The sequence below is a fragment of the Escherichia sp. 94.0001 genome, assembly GCF_013369155.2.
Classification (GTDB): Bacteria; Pseudomonadota; Gammaproteobacteria; order Enterobacterales; family Enterobacteriaceae; genus Escherichia; species Escherichia coli_F.
This window is the reverse complement of the sequence record NZ_JABWMS020000004.1, coordinates 68,239-89,425: the sequence shown is the minus strand read 5'-3', so window position 1 is coordinate 89,425 and position 21,187 is coordinate 68,239. Positions and strand designations below refer to the sequence as shown.

Sequence of the window (21,187 nt, the reverse complement as noted above, 5' to 3'; positions counted from 1 at the left end):
TTTCGGCGCATTGCCGGGAGCAGAGGAACACACTATGGATTATGAATTTCTGCGCGATGTAACCGGAGTGGTAAAGGTGCGCATGTCCATGGGGCATGAAGTGGTCGGGCACTGGTTTAATGAAGAGGTAAAAGAAAACCTGGCCTTGCTTGATGAAGTGGAAGACGCCGCGCGCACGCTCAAAGGCAGCGAACGTTCCTGGCAGCGGGCAGGGCATGAATACACCCTGTGGATGGACGGTGAAGAGGTAATGGTTCGCGCCAATCAACTGGAATTCGCTGGCGATGAAATGGAAGAGGGGATGAACTACTACGACGAGGAAAGCCTGTCGCTGTGCGGCGTTGAGGACTTCTTGCAGGTAGTGGCGGCTTATCGCGATTTTGTGCAGCAGAAGTAGATAAATCTGGCGGAGCCTGCGAGCTCCGCCAGAGCCGTTAAACAGCTGGCATATTGCGCCCGTAATAAATCTCGCGCATTTCTTTCCACAGCGCAGCGGTAATTTCCTGGCGCTCGCTGTCGGTTAAATCTTCCGGTTTAGTGTGGAACATGTAGTGCTTAAGGTCGAACTCTTTAAGCAACATTTTTGTATGGAAGATATTTTCCTGATAGACGTTCACATCCACCATGTCATACAGCGCCTTCATATCCTCGGACATAAAGTTCTGAATCGAATTAATCTCATGGTCGATAAAGTGCTTCATACCGTTAATGTCGCGGGTAAAACCGCGCACGCGATAATCAATGGTCACGATATCGGATTCAAGCTGGTGGATCAGGTAATTCAGTGCCTTCAACGGAGAAATCACGCCGCAGGTCGAGACTTCAATATCAGCGCGGAAGGTACATAAACCGCCTTCAGGATGGCTTTCCGGATAGGTATGTACGCAAATATGACTTTTATCGAGATGGGCAACGACCGTTTCTGGCAGTGGTCCAGGGTGTTCTGTTTTGTCGATAAGTTTCGGGTCGACCGGTTCTTCACTCACCAGAATAGTGACGCTGGCACCCTGTGGTTCGTAATCCTGGCGGGCGATGTTAAGAATATTGGCTCCGATAATGGAACAGGTTTCTGACAGAATTTCGGTCAGGCGGTTGGCATTATAGAGTTCATCGATATAAGCGATATAACCGTCGCGCTCTTCGGCAGTTTTGGCATAGCAGATATCGTAAATACAAAAACTCAGACTTTTGGTCAGATTATTAAAGCCATGCAGTTTCAGTTTTTTCAATTTCTTATCTTCTCCTTAGGACGGCTGTGAGGCCAGTGCGTCTTGCAGATACTGAGGTAAGGCAAAAGCTGCCGTATGGACTGCCGGATTGTAATAACGGCATTTCAGGCCAGAAGCGAGAAAACGCGCCTGAATAATTTCGGTTGAGAGATGGCGCAAGGCGTCGTTATCTGTCGCCCATGCAAAGGTCATGATGCCGCCGTAATAGGTCGGGATTGCCGCCTGATAAAAGCCAACATCGCTGAAGTAATGGCTGAGTTTACGATAGCTGTCAATGGCCTCTTCCTGCTGTAAAAAACAGACGCCGTTCTGTGCGACAAAAATACCGCCAGGATTCAGGCAACGTTTGCAGCCTTCATAATATGCTGAGGTGAAAAGACTTTCGCCGGGACCGATAGGATCGGTGCAGTCGGAGATAATGACATCAAAGGTCTGGCTGGTTTGATTAACGAAATTGACGCCATCGTCGATCACCAGTTTAAAGCGCGGATCGTCGTAGCTACCGGCGTTATGGTTGGGCAGATACTGACGGCAGAACGACACGACACCCGCATCGATTTCCACCATCGTGATTGACTCAACGTTTTTATGTCGGGTCACTTCACGCAGCATGGCACCGTCGCCGCCGCCGATAATCAGCACATGTTTCGCGTGACCGTGGGCTAATAGCGGAACGTGGGTCATCATCTCATGATAGATAAACTCGTCGCGCTCGGTGGTTTGTACTACGCCATCCAGCGCCATTACGCGACCAAATGCGGCGTTCTCAAAAATGATCAGATCCTGGTGATCGGTCTTTTCATGATACAGAACGTTATCTACAGCAAAGTACTGCCCAAACTGGTCGTGTAGCGTTTCATGCCACTGTTTTTTTTCGGCCATGGGTTGATACCTCCTTTGTTAACACCCGTAAAAAAAGGGCGCAACATAATAGCTAACATTGACCGCGGATGCACGGTCAATATTTCTACAAAAAGGTATCAGGGATTATTTGACGTAGGCAAGCAGGCTTAAGGAATCGCGAGCCAGGGCTTTGCATTTTTTAGCGACGGGAATGCCGATGCCGCTGAGATCGCGGTAGCTGTCTTCACCGAGGGCTTTCATGTCGAAGGTATCGTAGTTGCTGAGATCCCACTGGTTTTGCTGGGCGAAAAAGACCAGTGCGCGACGAATCTGCCCGTTTGGTAAGTTCTGGTAACCACAATCGTTCTTCAGAAAGACAAAAACTGCCGTTAAATCGGCCATATCTTCGGCTTCAGACTCGCTGAGCGCGTAACTGTTTGCGCAGACGGCCATCAAGCTGCCGAATAACACTGTTCTGAAAAACGTCTTCATTGCTTCTACCAGGGGCTTAAAGAAGATAAACGTTAGCACACTGCGAGCGAGGCGACGACCATTATTGTTGATTAAATTGTGTCTGCGGCTTGACCTTCCCGTAAGGGGAAGGACTATGCTCAACGTTTGATTTTGTTTCGCCTGCTTAAGAATAAGGAAATAACTATGCAACGTCGTGATTTCTTGAAATATTCCATTGCGCTGGGCGTAGCTTCAGCCTTGCCGCTGTGGAGCCGCGCAGTATTTGCGGCGGAGCGTCCAACGTTACCGATCCCTGATTTGCTCACGACTGATGCCCGCAATCGTATTCAGTTAACTGTTGGCACAGGCCAGTCCACCTTTGCCGGAAAAACGGCAACTACCTGGGGCTATAACGGCAATCTGCTGGGGCCGGCGGTGAAATTACAGCGCGGCAAAGCGGTAACGGTTGATATCTATAACCAACTGACGGAAGAAACGACGTTGCACTGGCACGGGCTGGAAGTACCGGGTGAAGTCGACGGCGGCCCGCAGGGAATTATTCCGCCAGGTGGCAAGCGTACGGTGACGTTGAACGTTGATCAACCTGCCGCTACCTGCTGGTTCCATCCGCATCAACATGGCAAAACCGGGCGACAGGTGGCGATGGGGCTGGCGGGGCTGGTAGTGATTGAAGATGACGAGATTCTAAAATTAATGCTGCCAAAACAGTGGGGTATCGATGATGTCCCGGTGATCGTGCAGGATAAAAAATTTAACGCTGACGGGCAGATTGATTATCAACTGGATATGATGACCGCTGCCGTGGGTTGGTTTGGCGATACGCTGCTGACCAATGGTGCTATCTACCCGCAACACGCCGCCCCGCGCGGCTGGCTGCGCCTGCGTTTGCTCAATGGCTGTAACGCCCGCTCGCTCAATTTCGCTACCAGTGACAATCGCCCGCTGTATGTGATTGCCAGCGACGGTGGTCTGCTACCTGAACCAGTGAAGGTGAGCGAGCTGCCGGTGCTGATGGGCGAGCGTTTCGAAGTGCTGGTGGAGGTTAACGACAACAAACCCTTTGATCTGGTGACGCTACCGGTCAGCCAGATGGGAATGGCAATTGCACCGTTTGACAAGCCGCATCCGGTAATGCGGATCCAGCCGATTTCCATTAGTGCTTCAGGTGCCTTACCTGACGCGTTAAGTAGCCTGCCAGCATTACCTTCGCTGGAAGGGCTGACGGTACGCAAGCTGCAACTCTCTATGGACCCGATGCTCGATATGATGGGTATGCAGATGCTGATGGAGAAATATGGCGATCAGGCGATGGCCGGGATGGATCACAGCCAGATGATGGGCCATATGGGGCACGGCAATATGAATCATATGAACCACGGCGGGAAGTTCGATTTCCACCATGCCAATAAAATCAACGGTCAGGCGTTTGATATGAACAAGCCGATGTTTGCGGCGGCGAAAGGGCAATACGAACGTTGGGTTATCTCTGGCGTGGGCGACATGATGCTGCATCCGTTCCATATCCACGGTACGCAGTTCCGTATCTTGTCAGAAAATGGCAAACCGCCAGCGACGCATCGCGCAGGCTGGAAAGATACTGTTAAGGTAGAAGGTAATGTCAGCGAAGTACTGGTGAAGTTTAATCACGACGCACCGAAAGAACATGCATATATGGCGCACTGCCATCTGCTGGAGCATGAAGATACGGGGATGATGTTAGGGTTTACGGTATAAAAAGACCGTATTCGGAAATATGCCCGGATCTCTCCGGGCATTATTCTGCTGACAAACGCAAAACTGCCTGATGCGCTACGCTTATCAGGCCTACGTGAACTCTGCAATTTATTGAATTTGCGAGTTTTAGTAGGCCGGATAAGGCGTTTTCGCCGCATCCGGCATGAACAAAGCGCACTTTGTCAGCAATATGAGTCAATCTTAATTCACATCATCCGGCAACGCATAAGCCACAATATAGTCGCCCATCTTCGTACCAAATGAACCGTGACCGCCTGCGGAGATCACCACATACTGCTTGCCATTCACTTCATAGGTCATCGGTGTTGCCTGACCACCCGCCGGTAAACGGCCCTGCCACAGTTTTTCACCGTTGCTCATGTTATAAGCGCGCAGGTAGTTATCTGCCGTAGCGGCGATAAATAGCACGTTACCCGCCGTGGAGATTGGCCCGCCAAGCATCGGCATACCCATATTGAACGGCACCGGAATGGGCATCGGGAACGGCATGCTGTCCTGCGGCGTACCAATGCGTTTCTTCCACACCACTTCGTTGGTTTTCAGATCCAACGCCGAGATATAGCCCCATGCTGGCTGTTTACACGGCAGACCAAACGGTGAAAGGAACGGGTTGAGCGTAACGCCATATGGTACGCCGTACTGTGGCTGAATGCCGGATTCCGTACCCGTGCCTTTGGCATCTTTCGGCTGTTCCATCGGGTTGCCTGGACCGCGAGGGATCAGTTTTGAAACAAACGGCAGCGCCATTGGGTTGGCAATTGCCACTTCACGATTCGGATCAACGGAAATCCCGCCCCATTCGAACATCCCCAGGTTACCCGGGAAGACCAGCGTACCCTGTTCAGATGGCGGGGTGAAAATACCTTCATAACGCATCTGGTGGAACATTACGCGGCACACCAGTTGGTCAAACATGGTGGCGCCCCACATATCCGCACCGCTTAAATCTTTCGTCGGACGGAAGCTCAGTTCAGAAAACGGTTGAGTAGGGGTAACGTAATCACCTTTCGCTGCGCCTTGCGGCACCGGTTTTTCCGGGGCCGGAACCACCAGTTCACCATTGCGGCGATCAAGCACAAAAATGTTGCCGGTTTTCGCTGGAGCGTAAATAACCGGAACTTTTTGACCATTAACGGTGATATCTGCCAGCGTTGGCTGTGCCGGAAGATCCATATCCCACAGGTCGTGGTGAACGGTCTGATAGCTCCACGCCAGTTTCCCGGTAGTGGCATTCAGCGCCAGAATTGAGCTGGCATAACGTTCCTGTTCTGGGGTGCGGTTACCGCCCCAGATATCTGGCGTGGTAACGCCCATCGGCAGATACACCAGATCCAGCTTCGCGTCATAGGCCGCAGGTGCCCACGAGTTTGGCGAGTTAAAGGTAAAGGTGTGTTCGTCAGACGGGATCGCATTCGGATCTTTCGCGCCTGGATCAAAGGCCCACAACAGCTCCCCGGTATTGACATCAAAACCACGGATCACGCCAGACGTTTCGCGGGTTGAGAAGTTATCAGTGACGGAACCCGCCATCACGATGGTTTTATCAGTGATAATCGGTGGTGAAGTCGGCTCATACAGACCCGGTTTGGTGTCCGGCATGTTGCTTTGCAGGTTGAGCACGCCTTTATTAGCGAAGGTTTCACACAGCTTGCCATTTTCGGCGTTGAGTGCAATCAGGCGACCATCATTGACCGGAAGAATGATACGACGTGGGCAATCCGCCATCACTTCCGGCGAAGCAGTTTCTGCTTTGGCTTCATGATAAGAGACACCACGGCAGGTTACATGCTGGAAAGACTCGTTGGTTTTCAGCTCAGGATCGTAATGCCATTTCTCTTTGCCGCTGGCGGCATCGAGCGCAAACAAACGCTGGTGAGCGGTACACAGGTAAAGCGTGTCGCCTACTTTAATCGGCGTCACTTCATTGGTGATTTCGCCCGGATCGTTCGGCTGTTTCACATCGCCTGTACGGAACACCCAGGCTTCTTTCAGCTTGTGGACGTTATCAGCGTTAATTTGTTTCAGTGGTGAAAAGCGTTGACCTTCCTGATTGCGACCATAGGCAGGCCAGTCTTGATCGGCAACGGGGGAGATAGCTTCGGCAGGTGTAGCATCAGCGCTTAAGGTGCCGTTGATTTCCTGTGGATCGTTAAATCCGGCCCAGGTGAGGATACCACCGCTAATCAACAGCGCGACCACCAACGCGGCAACTGCGCCGCTGGCAGGAATGACCAGGCGACGCCAGACAAACGGAAGGATCAGCCAGATGCCAAAGAAGACCAGAATGTCGCTACGCGGCGTCAGCGCCCAGAAATCGAAACCCACTTCCCAGACGCCCCAAATCATGGTGCCAAGCAGCAATGCCGCGTAAAGCCAAAGTGCGGCGCGTTTGCTGCGCCACAGCATCCAGGCGACGCCGAGCATCACAAGGCCAGCGATAGGGTAGTACCAGGAGCCGCCGATCGCGACCAACCAGCCTCCGCCAATGAGAAGATACAGCCCGCAAAGCGCTGCAAATAGGGCTGTTAGCGTGACGAGTAATCGTCGCGAGCCGGTATTGTTAATTGCCATAAAGAGACACCATTTCAATTCATTAATATTTTAGTAGCAATTAATTATAGGTTTTAACATGTGTGATCGTCATCACAATTCGAGCTTTATTAACAGATTCCGCCAATGAATAGTTTTACTGGTATACTGCGTGTCTTGCGCTTTGTTGCGGTGCCAAAACCTGCCCGTGCGAAGTGATTTGTTTTTAAATCATATGGTTAGAGATATGAAACATACTGTAGAAGTAATGATCCCCGAAGCGGAGATTAAAGCGCGTATCGCCGAACTGGGTCGTCAGATTACTGAGCGTTACAAAGACAGCGGCAGCGATATGGTGCTGGTAGGCCTGCTGCGTGGCTCATTTATGTTTATGGCGGACCTGTGCCGTGAAGTTCAGGTATCTCATGAAGTCGATTTTATGACCGCCTCCAGCTACGGTAGCGGCATGTCCACCACCCGCGATGTGAAAATCCTCAAAGATCTGGATGAAGATATCCGTGGTAAGGACGTGCTGATTGTTGAAGATATCATCGACTCGGGTAATACACTGTCGAAAGTGCGTGAAATCTTAAGCCTGCGCGAACCGAAGTCGCTGGCGATTTGTACGCTGCTGGATAAACCGTCCCGTCGTGAAGTGAATGTCCCGGTAGAATTTATCGGTTTCTCGATCCCGGATGAGTTTGTGGTGGGCTACGGCATTGATTACGCTCAGCGTTACCGCCATCTGCCGTACATCGGCAAAGTAGTGCTGCTGGACGAGTAAGTGCGGATGTGCCGGATGTGTTGCATCCGGCATGGTGTTTTTATTTGTGGTTGGCGTGTTTCAGCTTGAGATTGGAAATCCCGTGACGGTAACGTTGTTCAAGGGTTTCGCGGTTGGTGGCGGTAACATCCAGATCACGCAGCAAACCGTCGTGAATGCCGTAGGCCCAGCCGTGAATGGTGACTTTCTGCCCGCGTTTCCACGCTGATTGCATAATGGTGGAGTGGCCCAGGTTATATACCTGCTCCATGACGTTCAGTTCGCACAAGGTATCCAGACGGCGCTCTTGCGGCATTTCGCCAAGCAATGAGCTATGTTTGAACCAGATATCGCGAATGTGCAGCAGCCAGTTGTTGATAAGCCCCAGTTCCGGGTTTTCAACTGCGGCCTGTACGCCGCCGCAACCGTAGTGGCCACAGATAATAATGTGTTCAACTTCGAGAACATCCACTGCATACTGAACCACGGAAAGGCAGTTCAGGTCGGTGTGAATGACCAGGTTAGCAACATTACGGTGAACAAAGAGTTCGCCCGGCTCAAGACCGGTTAAACGTTCTGCAGGAACGCGACTGTCGGAACATCCAATCCATAGAAAGCGCGGTTTTTGCGCTTGCGCCAGTTTCTCAAAAAACCCGGGATCCTCTTCCACCAGCATTTTTGACCATAGTGCATTGTTGCTGATGAGTGTATCTATGTCTTTCATGGAGGTTAACGACCTGTAACCAAATAATTACGTTTGGCTAATATAGGGCAACTCCGGGACGATTTAAACCACAGATAAAGTGTAAGAACGTAAGGTAAGTAAAAATTTATGACCATTGCACTGGAACTTCAACAGCTTAAAAAAACCTATCCAGGCGGCGTTCAGGCGCTTCGTGGGATCGATTTGCAGGTCGAAGCGGGTGATTTTTATGCGCTTCTCGGGCCGAACGGGGCCGGGAAATCAACCACTATCGGTATTATCAGCTCTCTGGTAAATAAAACCTCCGGGCGGGTCAGCGTATTTGGTTACGATCTCGAGAAGGATGTCGTGAACGCTAAACGTCAGTTGGGACTGGTGCCCCAGGAATTTAACTTCAACCCGTTTGAAACCGTGCAACAAATTGTGGTGAACCAGGCGGGGTACTACGGTGTAGAGCGCAAAGAAGCGTACATCCGCAGCGAAAAGTATCTTAAACAGCTCGATTTATGGGGAAAGCGTAACGAACGTGCGCGTATGTTATCGGGCGGGATGAAGCGCCGTTTAATGATTGCTCGTGCGTTAATGCATGAACCTAAACTGCTGATTCTTGACGAACCAACCGCAGGCGTGGATATCGAACTTCGCCGCTCAATGTGGGGATTTTTGAAGGATTTAAACGATAAAGGCACCACCATCATTCTTACCACGCACTACCTGGAAGAAGCAGAAATGCTGTGCCGCAATATCGGCATTATTCAACACGGTGAGCTGGTGGAAAATACCTCGATGAAGGCGCTGCTGGCGAAGCTGAAATCGGAAACTTTTATTCTCGATCTCGCGCCGAAAAGCCCATTACCGAAGCTCGATGGCTATCAGTATCGACTGGTCGATACCGCTACGCTGGAAGTTGAAGTGCTGCGTGAGCAGGGGATTAACAGCGTGTTCACGCAGTTAAGTGAGCAGGGTATTCAGGTATTAAGTATGCGTAACAAAGCTAACCGTCTGGAAGAGCTGTTTGTTTCACTGGTTAATGAAAAACAAGGAGATCGCGCATGATGCATCTTTACTGGGTGGCACTAAAAAGCATCTGGGCGAAAGAGATCCATCGCTTTATGCGTATCTGGGTGCAGACGCTGGTGCCACCGGTCATCACCATGACCCTTTATTTTATTATCTTCGGTAACCTGATTGGTTCGCGCATCGGCGATATGCATGGCTTCAGCTATATGCAGTTCATCGTGCCGGGGCTGATCATGATGTCGGTAATCACCAATGCCTACGCCAACGTCGCTTCATCATTTTTTGGGGCCAAGTTCCAGCGTAATATTGAAGAGCTGCTGGTTGCACCCGTACCGACTCACGTGATTATTGCCGGATATGTCGGTGGTGGCGTAGCACGCGGACTGTTTGTTGGCATTCTGGTGACGGCAATTTCACTGTTTTTTGTGCCGTTTCAGGTGCATTCGTGGGTATTTGTCGCTTTAACGCTGGTGCTCACGGCGGTGTTATTCTCCCTTGCTGGATTGCTGAACGGCGTGTTTGCCAAAACGTTCGATGACATCAGCCTGGTGCCAACCTTTGTGTTAACGCCACTCACGTATTTGGGCGGGGTCTTTTACTCCCTGACTTTGCTGCCGCCGTTCTGGCAGGGACTGTCGCACCTGAACCCGATCGTTTATATGATCAGTGGTTTCCGCTACGGCTTCCTCGGTATCAATGATGTGCCGCTGGTCACTACCTTTGGCGTACTGGGGGTCTTTATTGTGGCGTTTTATTTGATTTGCTGGTCGCTGATCCAACGTGGGCGTGGTCTACGTAGCTAAGGCTATTTCCTCTCTTCTGGATTCGGGGGAGAGGAGTTTTGACGGCTATCACCCTTTATCAACCATGGTCAGGGTAGACTGATTTTCGGCTAAGGAGGAAGGCGATGCTAGGTTGGGTTATTACCTGTCACGATGATCGGGCGCAAGAGATACTGGATGCGCTGGAGAAAAAACACGGGGCGCTTCTTCAGTGCCGGGCCGTGAATTTCTGGCGCGGATTAAGTTCTAATATGCTCAGCCGTATGATGTGCGATGCTCTGCATGAAGCAGACTCTGGCGATGGGGTGATCTTTTTAACTGATATTGCCGGAGCGCCGCCTTACCGCGTGGCTTCGCTATTAAGCCACAAACACTCCCGCTGTGAAGTGATTTCTGGGGTAACATTACCGTTAGTTGAACAGATGCTGGCCTACCGTGAAACATTATCCAGCGCTGAGTTTCGCGAGCGAATTGTCGAACTGGGTGGGCCTGAAGTTAGTAGTCTCTGGCACCAACAACAAAAAAATCCGCCTTTCGTCCTCAAACATAATTTGTATGAGTATTAACCCGCGAGCCTGATGACGCTTTTGCTACAATAAAAGCGTTGTTTCATCCCTGGTTATTTTTTCATGTATAAACAAGCCGTTATTCTCCTGCTGATGCTGTTTACCACAAGCGTCAGTGCCGCATTACCTGCCCGTTATATGCAAACTATCGAAAATGCCGCGGTTTGGGCGCAAATTGGCGACAAAATGGTGACGGTAGGGAATATTCGGGCCGGACAAATCATTGCCGTGGAGCCCACTGCCGCAAGTTATTACGCATTTAATTTTGGCTTTGGCAAAGGGTTTATCGATAAAGGTCATCTCGAGCCGGTTCAGGGGCGACAAAAAGTTGAAGACGGTTTGGGTGACCTCAACAAGCCGCTGAGTAATCAGAACTTAATAACCTGGAAAGATACGCCGGTTTATAACGCGCCGAGTGTGGGCAGTGCGCCATTTGGGGTACTGGCGGACAATTTGCGTTATCCGATTTTGCATAAACTGAAAGACAGGTTAAACCAAACCTGGTATCAGGTCCGTATTGGCGATCGACTGGCCTATATCAGCGCGCTGGATGCCCAACCCGACAATGGCCTGCCGGTGCTAACCTATCATCATATTCTGCGCGACGAAGAAAACACCCGTTTTCGCCATACTTCGACGACCACCTCGGTACGTGCCTTCAATAACCAGATGGCCTGGCTGCGCGACAGGGGGTACGCGACACTGAGCATGACACAGTTGGAAGGTTACGTGCAGAATAAAATTAATCTCCCGGCACGTGCCGTGGTGATTACCTTTGATGATGGTCTCAAGTCGGTTAGCCGCTATGCGTATCCTGTGTTGAAACACTATGGTATGAAGGCGACGGCATTTATTGTTACCTCGCGCATCAAACGTCACCCGCAGAAATGGGATCCAAAATCGCTGCAATTTATGAGCATTTCTGAGCTTAACGAAATTCGTGATGTATTTGATTTCCAGTCACATACTCATTTTTTGCATCGGGTAGATGGCTATCGCCGCCCCATATTACTGAGCCGTAGTGAGCACAATATTCTGTTTGATTTTGCGCGATCGCGTCGGGCGCTGGCGCAGTTTAATCCACATGTCTTGTATCTTTCTTATCCGTTTGGCGGATTTAATGACAAAGCGGTGAAGGCGGCACGTGAAGCCGGATTTCATCTGGCAGTGACCACCATGAAAGGCAAAGTAAAACCGGGGGATAATCCGTTGTTACTAAAACGGCTTTATATCTTAAGAACGGATTCGCTGGAGACGATGTCGCGGCTGGTGAGTAACCAGCCGCTGGGGTGATTATCAGGCCACCTGAACTGGAATCGCTTTTGCGGTACGTTTCATTTCATTGTCGCCTTCAAAGTAGGCAACGTTGGGCCGCCAGGTGCGAGCTTCTTCATCCGGCATGGTGACGAAGCTGGCGATGATGACAATATCGCCGACGCTGGCGCAGTGGGCCGCCGCACCGTTAACAGAAATAATTCTCGAACCGCGCTCTGCCGCGATGGCATAGGTGGAGAAACGCTTGCCGTTGGTGACATTCCAGATATCAATGGCTTCGTTTTCGAGAATACCGGCTGCGTCAAGAAAATCCTGGTCAATGGCGCAAGAACCTTCATAGTGCAGGTCCGCATGAGTCACTTTCACGCGGTGGAGTTTGCCCTGCAGCATCGTGCGAATCATAACTTCTACCTTTCTACCCTGTCGTTAACGAAGCAGGCGGTGCCTGCTTTGAGGAAATTCTCACGCAGTATTGCCCGATTTTTGTTTAGTGTCTACTCATCTGAAGGCATTTGCATCAGCAGTTTGCGTGCCGTGCCGAAGCGAGCCATGTAACACCTGTAACCAATTGAAATTTCTCTGAACGCTGCTCGGTAAACACTAAAGAGGCGGCTGACGACGGCGCGCCTTGACTGGATACTGCCTTCACGCAAGACAACACGGAAGGCAGGGAAGATGGATGCACCGAGTACCACACCGCATGATGCGGTGTTTAAACAATTTTTAATGCACGCGGAAACGGCTCGCGACTTTCTGGATATCCATTTGCCAGCGGAGCTACGCGAACTGTGTGACCTCGACACGCTGCATCTTGAGTCGGGGAGTTTTATTGAAGAAAGCCTGAAAGGGCACAGCACTGACGTGCTCTATTCCGTGCAAATGCAGGGTAATACGGGCTATCTACATGTTGTGATTGAACACCAAAGCAAGCCGGACAAAAAAATGGCGTTTCGTATGATGCGTTATTCTATTGCCGCCATGCACCGGCATCTGGAGGCTGACCACGATAAGCTGCCGCTGGTGGTGCCGATTTTGTTTTATCAGGGCGAGGCCACGCCTTATCCACTCTCAATGTGCTGGTTTGATATGTTTTACTCGCCGGAGCTGGCGCGACGCGTCTATAACAGTCCTTTCCCGCTGGTGGATATCACTATCACACCGGATGACGAAATCATGCAACATCGGCGGATTGCGATTCTCGAACTGCTGCAAAAACATATTCGCCAGCGCGACTTAATGTTATTGCTGGAGCAACTGGTCACGCTGATTGACGAAGGGTACACTAGCGGAAGTCAGTTAGTTGCCATGCAAAACTATATGCTGCAACGCGGTCATACTGAACAAGCGGATTTGTTTTATGGTGTGGTGAGAGACAGGGAAACGGGAGGGGAGTCTATGATGACGTTGGCGCAGTGGTTTGAAGAGAAGGGAATTGAAAAAGGAATTGAGAAGGGGATTCAGCTGGGAAGACAGGAGGCAAGACAAGAGGAAAGGCAGGAATTCGCCCAGCGTCTTCTGAGTAAAGGAATGTCTCGGGAAGACGTTGCAGAGATGGCAAATTTACCTCTTGCTGAGCTTGATAAGCTGATTAACTAAATTGCCTGCGATATGAATAATCGCTTACAGACGTCATCGCCATGATGTGGGGCAAATTAATAATTGGCGCCATCAGCCGTAGCGCCAGTTATACTCGTCATACTTCAAGTTGCATGTGCTGCGTCTGCGTTCGCTCACCCCAGTCACTTACTTATGTAAGCTCCTGGGGATTCACTCGCTTGCCGCCTTCCTGCAACTTGAATTATTTAGAGTATAAGTATTACGCCAGTTCGACGATTTTGTTGTCGATCAGGCGAGCATCGCCAAGCCAGGCGGCTACCAGAATCACAGCTCGTTTGCTGTTTTCAGAGATTTCCAGCAAGGTGTCGGCATCGCGAATCTGAATATCATCGGAACGGAAACCTTTTTCATTCAGTTCTTGCCCGGCAATAGCAATAATTTCATCGAGATCCCGTTCGCCAGCCTGCAATTTGTCGGCAATTGAACTTAAGACCTTGTACAGACCCGGCGCAATTTTACGTTGTTCCGCCGTCAGATAGCCGTTACGGGAACTGAGCGCCAGACCGTCTTTCGCGCGCATAATCGGCACTCCGACAATCTCAATATCAAAGCCCATGTCGGCAACCATTTTGCGGATCAGCGCCAGTTGCTGAAAATCCTTTTCACCGAAGCAGGCGATGTCCGGCTGGACCAGGTTGAACAGTTTGCTGACGATGGTCGATACGCCGCGAAAATGTCCTGGACGGCTGGCACCTTCCAGCATGGTGGAAAGGCCTGGAACATCGACATAGGTGTGGGTTTCTGTACCGTTCGGATAGATCTCTTTTACCGAGGGAGCGAAAACCAGATCCACTTTACGTTTGTTTAGCTTCTCGCAGTCTTCCTGCAAGGTTCGTGGATAACGAGCCAGATCTTCCGGGCGGTCAAACTGCATCGGGTTAACGAAAATACTGACGACGACCACATCGGCGCGGGCTTTGGCTTCGTCGACCAGCTTCATATGACCATCGTGCAGGTTACCCATAGTAGGCACCAGCGCCACGCGTTTGCCTTCCATTCGCAGGCGGCGAATTTGCTGACGCAGCAACGGCAGGGTTTCGATAATTAACACAACGTGACTCCTCAATGGAAACTGTGTTTTTCGCCCGGATAAACACCGGACTCCACTTCAGCTATATACTGACGCACTGCTGCGCGGATGTCGCCAGTTTCGGCAAGGAAATTTTTTGCAAATTTAGGGATATGGCCGCCGGTAATACCGAACGCGTCGTGCATCACGAGGATTTGCCCGTCGGTGACGTTGCCCGCGCCAATACCGATTACCGGAATCGCCAGCGCTTCGGTAATGCGTTTCGCCAGTTCAACCGGCACGCATTCCAGCACCAGCAACTGTGCACCAGCGGCTTCTAAGGCTAACGCATCGCTGAGCAGTTGATCGCTCGCTTCATCGCCACGCCCTTGTACTTTGTAGCCGCCAAATATATTCACTGACTGTGGGGTTAAACCTAAATGACCACAAACCGGCACTGCGCGTTCAGTCAGCATTCGTACCGTCTCAACCAACCATGCGCCGCCTTCAATTTTGACCATATTGGCTCCGGCACGCATTACTGTGGCGGCATTTTCAAAGGCCTGTTCCGGGGTGGAGTACGCCATAAACGGCAGGTCGGCCAGCAGCAGGCAATTTGGTGCGCCACGACGTACGGCAGCAGTGTGGTAGGCGATATCTTGAACGGTTACCGGGAGTGTGGAGTCGTGCCCCTGAACAGTCATGCCCAGCGAATCGCCAACCAACATCACGTTAAGTCCTTCTTCGGCAAACAATTTAGCGAAGCTGTAGTCGTAAGCGGTAATAGTGGCGAAGCGTTTTTTTTCTTGTTTGTATTTGTTCAGCAAGGAGATGGTGGTCGGTTTCATCATAACCCCTGTTAGTCATAAGTGTTATCTATAGGATTGGCGCATTGTAGGGGATGTCAGTGATGAGTGTTAGCCCTTTGTGGTTAAAACCGGCAGGGGAACCTGCCGGCGCGGGGCTCAGGGGTAAGTGATAGAGAAAACGGCGGTCGCTTTGAAATCACCGCCTCTGATTTGTTGATTGTTGTCTTGTTTGAGAGTGGCGACAAAATTTAGCGTTTGATTTGCTGCGGTTCCCGATGTGCCTGAACCAATAATGCCATTCGACGTGTCAGCTGTATCGACATAGGCTTTATAAACAGAATGGGTGTCATTAGGGTGAAGAACAACCTCGGCATAATGTGAGTTCGATTTTCCTTTTATCTCCACGCCTACGCCGTTGGCGGCATTGGCTTCGGCGGTTAACGAATTACCCAATAACGCAGCCGACATTGCAGGGGCGCCGGTAGTCATTTTGACCTCGATATTGGTGACCCGGTAACAGTTCTTTAGTGCTATACCAAAAGGGATGCCGTCAACGCCATCAATGATGTCTTTGGGGTTATATTCACCGAGGCTGACGGTATCTCCCTGAACTGTATTCCCCGAAACGACCGCTGAGGTACAGGTTGGCGAGCTAAGCGTCACATTACCCATATTGAACGTCTGATAAATAGAGTGCGAGGTCAATGCACCACCAGGCGCTGCATTTGTCACTGAATAGTGATATCCCTTGTTGCTCAGTAAAGCGATGCTACCTGTCGTATTGGGATTGAAGGTGCCATCATTATAAAACTCAATATCAATTTTACTGACCAGACCGCCTACGGCTGTGTAATTCCCCAGATCGGCGACGCATACGGAATGCTCGGGCGTTAATGTCAATGTTTGTTGGGGGGTATCACCGATATAGATATCGCTGCTGGAGGTTGTTTTGAATGAGCTTACATTGTACATGTGCATCCTGAAGTAGAGACCCTGCACATTGGTTTTAAAGAGCTTGTGGCCATCTGCACTCACCAGAGCATCAACGAAATGGCTCTCCAGGGTTAATGGTGTTCCCATTCCGCCAGCGCCACAGTAAATCAGGCTATTTCCTGATGAGTTTGTATCCATCCAACCCAGCTGGAGCCTGATGTTGCTACTTTGTAGCCCCGCTGAGGTTGGGATCACTATCTGATTTGCCCCGGTACTGAACGTTGCCGTTGCGCTGCCATCCCCCTGTGGACCGGAATTATTTTCCGTCGAACCTGAATAGGTTTTGTTGCCGACGATTATTGTGTTGGCAGAGTGCAGGCAGCCTGAATAGAAGGACAACAGAACCAGCAGTGTTCGACACCACTGCTTAGACCGGGAAAAGTATTGCGTGTTCATCTCTTCATCCTTGAGAGTGATATAGATTATTCATAATAAACCCCAACAAATACGCTCGCTTTTACCACGCCGCTGGTTACCGCTTGTGTAGGGTCAATTTTTTGCATCCGAGCGTAAAAGTGGTATGTCGCGTTAGCGATCGTTTCGGGCGTCACGGGGTAAATACTTTGCGGTTGACCACGCGTGTCGAGCACATTGAAAATATGCTGTGCGTCCTCGGTCGATAAAATAACCACGCCGACATTTTTTGCACCGTTGACCTGCTGGTTGGCGAATACCTGGAGGTTGGTTGGCGCAAGGGTGCCTGCCAAAGGCGTAAAGCTGACGGTCAGGTGGGCCGGATTTTTCCCCGCTACCTGCGCGCAGTCGCTGACGGTAATATAAAAGGGGTGCCCGCCAGAATAGACGCGATCGACAGAGGTATTATTATTCAGATAGCTATAATCCACTGTGCCTAAATCAATATTTCCATTATTGTCGAGCGTGACCCGGCAACTGGTGCTGATGATATTGGCAGTCATATTAATATTGGTACTGGCTGCAATGACGTTGTAAGAAAACCAAAACGCAATCATGTAGATAACTGTTTTCATAATCATCTACTCATAGGTCACAGAAAAGACTGCATTAGTGGAGAATTGCCCGGCGCGTACATCAGCGATGGTGTTATCGGAAGCCACTACAATCCGGGCACTGAGCGGCCATTGGACAATATTCGAGCCTGTTGCCGCAGCTAAATCAACAATACTGGTCGGTTTGGTTTTACAATTAAGCTGAATGCTGCCCTGACCTTCTGGCTGATTGGTCGTCCACACTTCAACCGCAACACCGGTTGCCGCATCATCGTCCGCCGTCGTCAGTGCATTACGGTATCCGCCACCGGTACTGGAAGCGCCATCGCAGCCCGTCTGTGCAGAAAGCACAACTTTTGCCTGATCCTTTGCTAACCCTTCGCAGTTTGAAAACACCAGGCTGAAGTTCTGGTATTTCGATTTAGCGGAAAGCTCGTTGAGATAGACATCGCCAATAGCGATGGTGGTGGCTTGCTGATCCTGCGCATCGCGTAATTCCGCCGTGCAGGTACTGGCAGTGACCTTAGCACGTACCGTAACGTCCATAGAGCTACTGGCGGCGTGGCCGATGGCGATATATCCAAAGCACAGCAGCAAGACAAAGGTTATATTGTGATAATTCATAAACAAACCTGCTATTGGTAGGTAAAGACGAAAGTCACTTTGGCCTGGAATTGGCCTGTGGTGATCGTATTCCCGGTGGTGGTCTGACGAAGCATGGCTGTAAGATCTAATCCATTACTTATTTCATCATTCGTCCAGGTAACTCGCTGGCTACCGTTGAGTTTAAAGCGGAGATTTTCATCAGCGTTCATACGTTTAATACCAAGACCAACATAGTTGGTATGTCCGGAAACGGTCTGGTCATTACCGATTAACGAATCTGTATAGCTGCTGACTGCGCCATTGAGGGTCATCGACAGGCCGGAAATATAGTTATTACAATTGCTGGCAAGGATTTTAAAATTAGCCTCCGACAGTGACGATTTATTCACAATGTCTGAAACACCCATATCAGGCAGATCCAGATAATAGTTATTTGTTGCGGTATCACCGCTGATATTGGCCCCATTCAATGCGTTGAGCGTCATGGCACAGGTCGTCTCTTTGATGGTCGCGGTAAAGTTCACCGAAAGATCGGTTGCCAGTGCGGGGCGCAGACAAAGCGACGTCAGCAGCAGCAGGGGCGGTAGTAAAAAAGCTCTCATTTCCTCTCCTGGAACATTATTGCTGGGTGCATGGCACGCCGTTGAGTACGATGGTTTTACCGGTCATGGTGGGTGATGACGGTATCTGATAATGAATACGGCACTGCTGGCGACTATTTTTCTCATACCAGGTGACCGTCAGTTCACCGCTGTCGGCAATGCCGCGTACAAATGCCTGACTGCCCTGACCGACGGTCCCGATAGAGGTCCCTTTTTCGTCGGTAATATCGGAAGCAAACGGCACGGGCTGATTGTTGCTACGCAGTAAATTGAGAATGGCGGAGCGCCCGGTATCGGTGTCAAAGTGGCTGAAAATGACGGAACCCTGGCGCGGAATGGCGACGCTACTGGTGTTTTTGAGCTCCACGTCGTTATCCAGATCGTTAACATCGAGCGCGACGGTATTTTCCCGGTACGGTGACAGTGAACTGGTCACGCCGTAGCCAAAACGGTCGATGGTGCTGTTACCAAAGTTAATGCGCGCGCCTTTTGCACCCGGGGCGTTGATCAGCGCCAACGTGTCAGAGTCGGTAAAACTGTCGTTACTGAAGGTCAGACCGTGGCGGTGGAGTACAAAACCGCCATCGGTGCTGAGCCCATACTGACGTGAGCGATCGCTGCTGGTGGAGGCTGAGCCTGAAAATGTTCCCCACGGCGACTCATAGCTGGTATAACCGCTGATACTTTTCAGGCTGTCGCTGTTTTTCTGCACGTTATAGGTGGTATTCACGCTGTAACTCCAGCGATTATCCTGGCTGTAGCCCGAGGCATTGGCGTTAAATTGTGAGCTCCCTTTCATGTCGCTGTTAACGCTGGTGTTCAGGGTTTTGAACCCGCCCTGATGGCTATCGCGGCCAAGCAGTTTATCAAGCGGAATGGTCACACTCAGATAAATCGAGTCATCCTTCTTATTGTCTTCGTCGTATGTGCGTTGCAGGCTGACGCTGTAGCTCGCCCAGTTAAAGGCATTGCTGTAGCCAAAGGCAAAACTGCTCTGTGATTCGTTGGTTACCCAGTAATCTGTCCATGTGCCATTCACATAGAAAGATCCATAGTCACGTTCATCACTTTTTAACGTTTGGTTAATGCTAACGCTGAACTGATTTTTCATGCGCGCATAACTGACAATCCCCGAATAGCCTTCTTCATCAGGATGGTTGGCAGAATTAATCAGCGTTAACGCGTCGTTCAACCCCAGATAGTTTTCAGTGGAGTAGCGATAGGCGGCAATGTTGAGTGAGGTTTCGGTCGGGGCGAAATATTTGTTCCATGAAACACGGTAACTCTGTCCACTATAGGTTTTATCGTCAGGAATTTCGGCATGAGACTGAGTAACATCGAAGGAGAAAGCGCCCAGCGATGTATTCATGCCCACCCCTAATAAACCGGCCCAGTAACCGTTATCGGTCATTTGCAGGCCGGTGTAGCCGGTGAAGGTGTTACTCAACCCGTAATAGTAGGTACCTTGCAGCAGGTTAGGTTTATCCTGGAGTTCCGCTTTATTGACCTCACCGGCGCTGATATCCCATTTGCCCACGCCGGGACGCATCATCTGGATCACCGATGAATAAGCCTGACTAAACGTACGTTTTGAACCGTCCGATTCGGTGATGGTCACCTCGAGATCGGCGCCGAACCCTGCCGGCGTGAGATCGTCAATCGCGAATGGACCAGGCGGCACGGTCGTTTCATAAATTTTATAACCGTTTTGGGTGATCGTGACTTTCGCGTTAGAGTTTGCCACGCCACGGATAACAGGCGCATACGACGCCAGCGTAGGGGGCAACATGCGGCTTTCGCTATAGAGTCGCAGCCCGCGAATAGGCACCGAGTCGAAGGTTTCTCCTGTGGTATTGGTTTCACCCATTACCAGCTGAGAGCGGAGCGCGGCGATATCGCGTTGCAGATATTTATCCTGAAATTCAAAACTGCCGCCGTCTTCTTTGTCCCACGAATAGTTACCATGTGAGCGAAAATGCCATCCCCATAAATTGATACCGCCCATCAGTCCGGCGTAGCTGGTTTCTGTGGTTTGATTGGGGGATTCACTGCGCCAGCCGTTAAGGGTGTAAGAGAGCATTGCGGCATTGATGCCTTCATCCCACAGCGACGGATCGACATAGTTGGCATAGGTTCTCTGCAGCCAGATTTGCGGCATGCTGATATCAAGCCGCTGATCGTTGCTATTGTAAGCGACGCTCGATTGCGGAATAGCAACCTCTACGTTCAGGCAATCCTGCGCAGCATTTTCGCGTTTTTGCAAAATTGCGTTATCCGCTAACTTTTCTGGCTGGCGAATATGCAGTTGTAATAATGTGTTGGTGGAGATACAGGGCTGAGCAGCGTGTTCAGGGTCTAATTCAATAAACTCGATTTTCAGATTGGCGCTGGCCTGGTTATTAATAAACACGCTGACGTCATAGCGCCCCGGCAATGTTGCGTTACCTTTGCTGTAACGATTGACATCAATATCTCTGGCACCTGCGCCCATCAGGAACGTGTTATCAAACTCAACGGTCTCGTTTGCCCCCCACACATTTTGTGTGCAGGGCAGCAGGCTACACGCAATCAGGCAAGCGAGCGGCGATCGTTGAATTCTTTTGCCATCGTGGGGGATCTTCATTGTACGATCTCAGCCGATCTC

21 protein-coding genes are annotated in these 21,187 nt (G+C 50.6%); 8 read left to right on the top strand and 13 right to left on the bottom strand.

Annotated features, from left to right (window positions below; translation table 11 throughout):
• Nucleotides 1-34 precede the first annotated feature (34 nt).
• Nucleotides 35-397, top strand: a complete 363-nt coding sequence (gene yacL, locus HEN33_RS03485) for a protein YacL (protein WP_001353457.1) — start codon at nt 35-37, stop codon at nt 395-397.
• 37 nt (nt 398-434) lie between these two features.
• On the opposite strand, the gene speD is transcribed toward yacL, so the two are convergent.
• The 3 genes from speD to HEN33_RS03470 form a co-directional block, all read right to left on the bottom strand.
• The gene (gene speD, locus HEN33_RS03480; RefSeq protein ID WP_000734290.1) at nt 435-1,229 is read right to left on the bottom strand and encodes an adenosylmethionine decarboxylase; all 795 of its coding nucleotides are present in this window, start codon (nt 1,227-1,229) and stop codon (nt 435-437) included.
• A gap of 15 nt (nt 1,230-1,244) precedes the next feature.
• A complete protein-coding gene (gene speE, locus HEN33_RS03475; protein WP_088541437.1) occupies nt 1,245-2,111 on the bottom strand; it encodes a polyamine aminopropyltransferase in 867 nt (288 codons plus the stop codon).
• A 105-nt stretch (nt 2,112-2,216) separates the two neighbouring features.
• The gene (locus tag HEN33_RS03470) at nt 2,217-2,564 is read right to left on the bottom strand and encodes a YacC family pilotin-like protein (protein WP_001295568.1); all 348 of its coding nucleotides are present in this window, start codon (nt 2,562-2,564) and stop codon (nt 2,217-2,219) included.
• Nucleotides 2,565-2,729: 165 nt separating this feature from the next.
• Here HEN33_RS03470 and cueO point away from each other — a divergent pair, with 165 nt between their 5' ends.
• Nucleotides 2,730-4,280, top strand: a complete 1,551-nt coding sequence (cueO, locus tag HEN33_RS03465) for a multicopper oxidase CueO (protein ID WP_088541436.1) — start codon at nt 2,730-2,732, stop codon at nt 4,278-4,280.
• A 201-nt stretch (nt 4,281-4,481) separates the two neighbouring features.
• On the opposite strand, the gene gcd is transcribed toward cueO, so the two are convergent.
• Complete coding sequence (gene gcd / locus HEN33_RS03460; protein WP_032183223.1) at nt 4,482-6,872, bottom strand: quinoprotein glucose dehydrogenase; 2,391 nt, start codon at nt 6,870-6,872, stop codon at nt 4,482-4,484.
• Between the two features lie 205 nt (nt 6,873-7,077).
• Here gcd and hpt point away from each other — a divergent pair, with 205 nt between their 5' ends.
• Nucleotides 7,078-7,614, top strand: coding sequence for a hypoxanthine phosphoribosyltransferase (hpt, locus tag HEN33_RS03455; protein ID WP_000683336.1), 537 nt, complete (start codon nt 7,078-7,080; stop codon nt 7,612-7,614).
• 40 nt (nt 7,615-7,654) lie between these two features.
• Here the strand turns inward: hpt and can are convergent, their stop codons facing one another.
• Nucleotides 7,655-8,317 carry a carbonate dehydratase gene (gene can, locus HEN33_RS03450; protein WP_000651599.1) on the bottom strand — a complete coding sequence of 221 codons (663 nt, stop codon included), beginning with the start codon at nt 8,315-8,317 and terminating at the stop codon, nt 7,655-7,657.
• 108 nt (nt 8,318-8,425) lie between these two features.
• On the opposite strand from can, the gene HEN33_RS03445 reads away from it, so the two are divergent.
• The 4 genes from HEN33_RS03445 to HEN33_RS03430 all read left to right on the top strand — a co-directional run bounded on the left by HEN33_RS03445 (nt 8,426) and on the right by HEN33_RS03430 (nt 11,957).
• On the top strand, nt 8,426-9,352 hold the full coding sequence (locus HEN33_RS03445) for an ABC transporter ATP-binding protein (RefSeq protein WP_000150637.1): 927 nt from the start codon (nt 8,426-8,428) through the stop codon (nt 9,350-9,352).
• The gene (locus HEN33_RS03440) at nt 9,349-10,119 is read left to right on the top strand and encodes an ABC transporter permease (RefSeq protein ID WP_053274003.1); all 771 of its coding nucleotides are present in this window, start codon (nt 9,349-9,351) and stop codon (nt 10,117-10,119) included. The genes HEN33_RS03445 and HEN33_RS03440 overlap by 4 nt, the downstream gene beginning before the upstream one ends.
• A gap of 104 nt (nt 10,120-10,223) precedes the next feature.
• Nucleotides 10,224-10,664 carry a PTS sugar transporter subunit IIA gene (locus HEN33_RS03435; protein ID WP_000901978.1) on the top strand — a complete coding sequence of 147 codons (441 nt, stop codon included), beginning with the start codon at nt 10,224-10,226 and terminating at the stop codon, nt 10,662-10,664.
• A 63-nt stretch (nt 10,665-10,727) separates the two neighbouring features.
• Nucleotides 10,728-11,957 (top strand): polysaccharide deacetylase family protein, encoded by a 1,230-nt coding sequence (locus tag HEN33_RS03430; protein WP_176263093.1) that lies wholly within the window; start codon nt 10,728-10,730, stop codon nt 11,955-11,957.
• 3 nt (nt 11,958-11,960) lie between these two features.
• Here HEN33_RS03430 and panD read toward each other — a convergent pair whose 3' ends face one another.
• Nucleotides 11,961-12,341, bottom strand: a complete 381-nt coding sequence (gene panD, locus HEN33_RS03425; protein ID WP_000621515.1) for an aspartate 1-decarboxylase — start codon at nt 12,339-12,341, stop codon at nt 11,961-11,963.
• Nucleotides 12,342-12,614: 273 nt separating this feature from the next.
• Here panD and HEN33_RS03420 point away from each other — a divergent pair, with 273 nt between their 5' ends.
• On the top strand, nt 12,615-13,535 hold the full coding sequence (locus HEN33_RS03420; RefSeq protein ID WP_176263092.1) for an Rpn family recombination-promoting nuclease/putative transposase: 921 nt from the start codon (nt 12,615-12,617) through the stop codon (nt 13,533-13,535).
• 220 nt (nt 13,536-13,755) lie between these two features.
• Here the strand turns inward: HEN33_RS03420 and panC are convergent, their stop codons facing one another.
• From panC to HEN33_RS03385, 7 genes are all read right to left on the bottom strand, one after another.
• Nucleotides 13,756-14,607, bottom strand: coding sequence for a pantoate--beta-alanine ligase (panC, locus tag HEN33_RS03415; RefSeq protein ID WP_000905377.1), 852 nt, complete (start codon nt 14,605-14,607; stop codon nt 13,756-13,758).
• Between the two features lie 11 nt (nt 14,608-14,618).
• Nucleotides 14,619-15,413 carry a 3-methyl-2-oxobutanoate hydroxymethyltransferase gene (gene panB, locus HEN33_RS03410; RefSeq protein WP_176263102.1) on the bottom strand — a complete coding sequence of 265 codons (795 nt, stop codon included), beginning with the start codon at nt 15,411-15,413 and terminating at the stop codon, nt 14,619-14,621.
• 117 nt (nt 15,414-15,530) lie between these two features.
• Nucleotides 15,531-16,763: a fimbrial protein gene (locus HEN33_RS03405; RefSeq protein ID WP_176263091.1), complete on the bottom strand. Its 1,233-nt coding sequence runs from the start codon at nt 16,761-16,763 to the stop codon at nt 15,531-15,533.
• Nucleotides 16,764-16,789: 26 nt separating this feature from the next.
• A complete protein-coding gene (locus HEN33_RS03400) occupies nt 16,790-17,356 on the bottom strand; it encodes a fimbrial-like protein (RefSeq protein WP_231347610.1) in 567 nt (188 codons plus the stop codon).
• A 6-nt stretch (nt 17,357-17,362) separates the two neighbouring features.
• Nucleotides 17,363-17,959, bottom strand: coding sequence for a fimbrial protein (locus HEN33_RS03395; RefSeq protein ID WP_105277298.1), 597 nt, complete (start codon nt 17,957-17,959; stop codon nt 17,363-17,365).
• An 11-nt stretch (nt 17,960-17,970) separates the two neighbouring features.
• On the bottom strand, nt 17,971-18,543 hold the full coding sequence (locus tag HEN33_RS03390; RefSeq protein ID WP_105272028.1) for a fimbrial protein: 573 nt from the start codon (nt 18,541-18,543) through the stop codon (nt 17,971-17,973).
• A gap of 16 nt (nt 18,544-18,559) precedes the next feature.
• Nucleotides 18,560-21,166, bottom strand: a complete 2,607-nt coding sequence (locus HEN33_RS03385; RefSeq protein ID WP_176263090.1) for an outer membrane usher protein — start codon at nt 21,164-21,166, stop codon at nt 18,560-18,562.
• Nucleotides 21,167-21,187 lie beyond the last annotated feature (21 nt).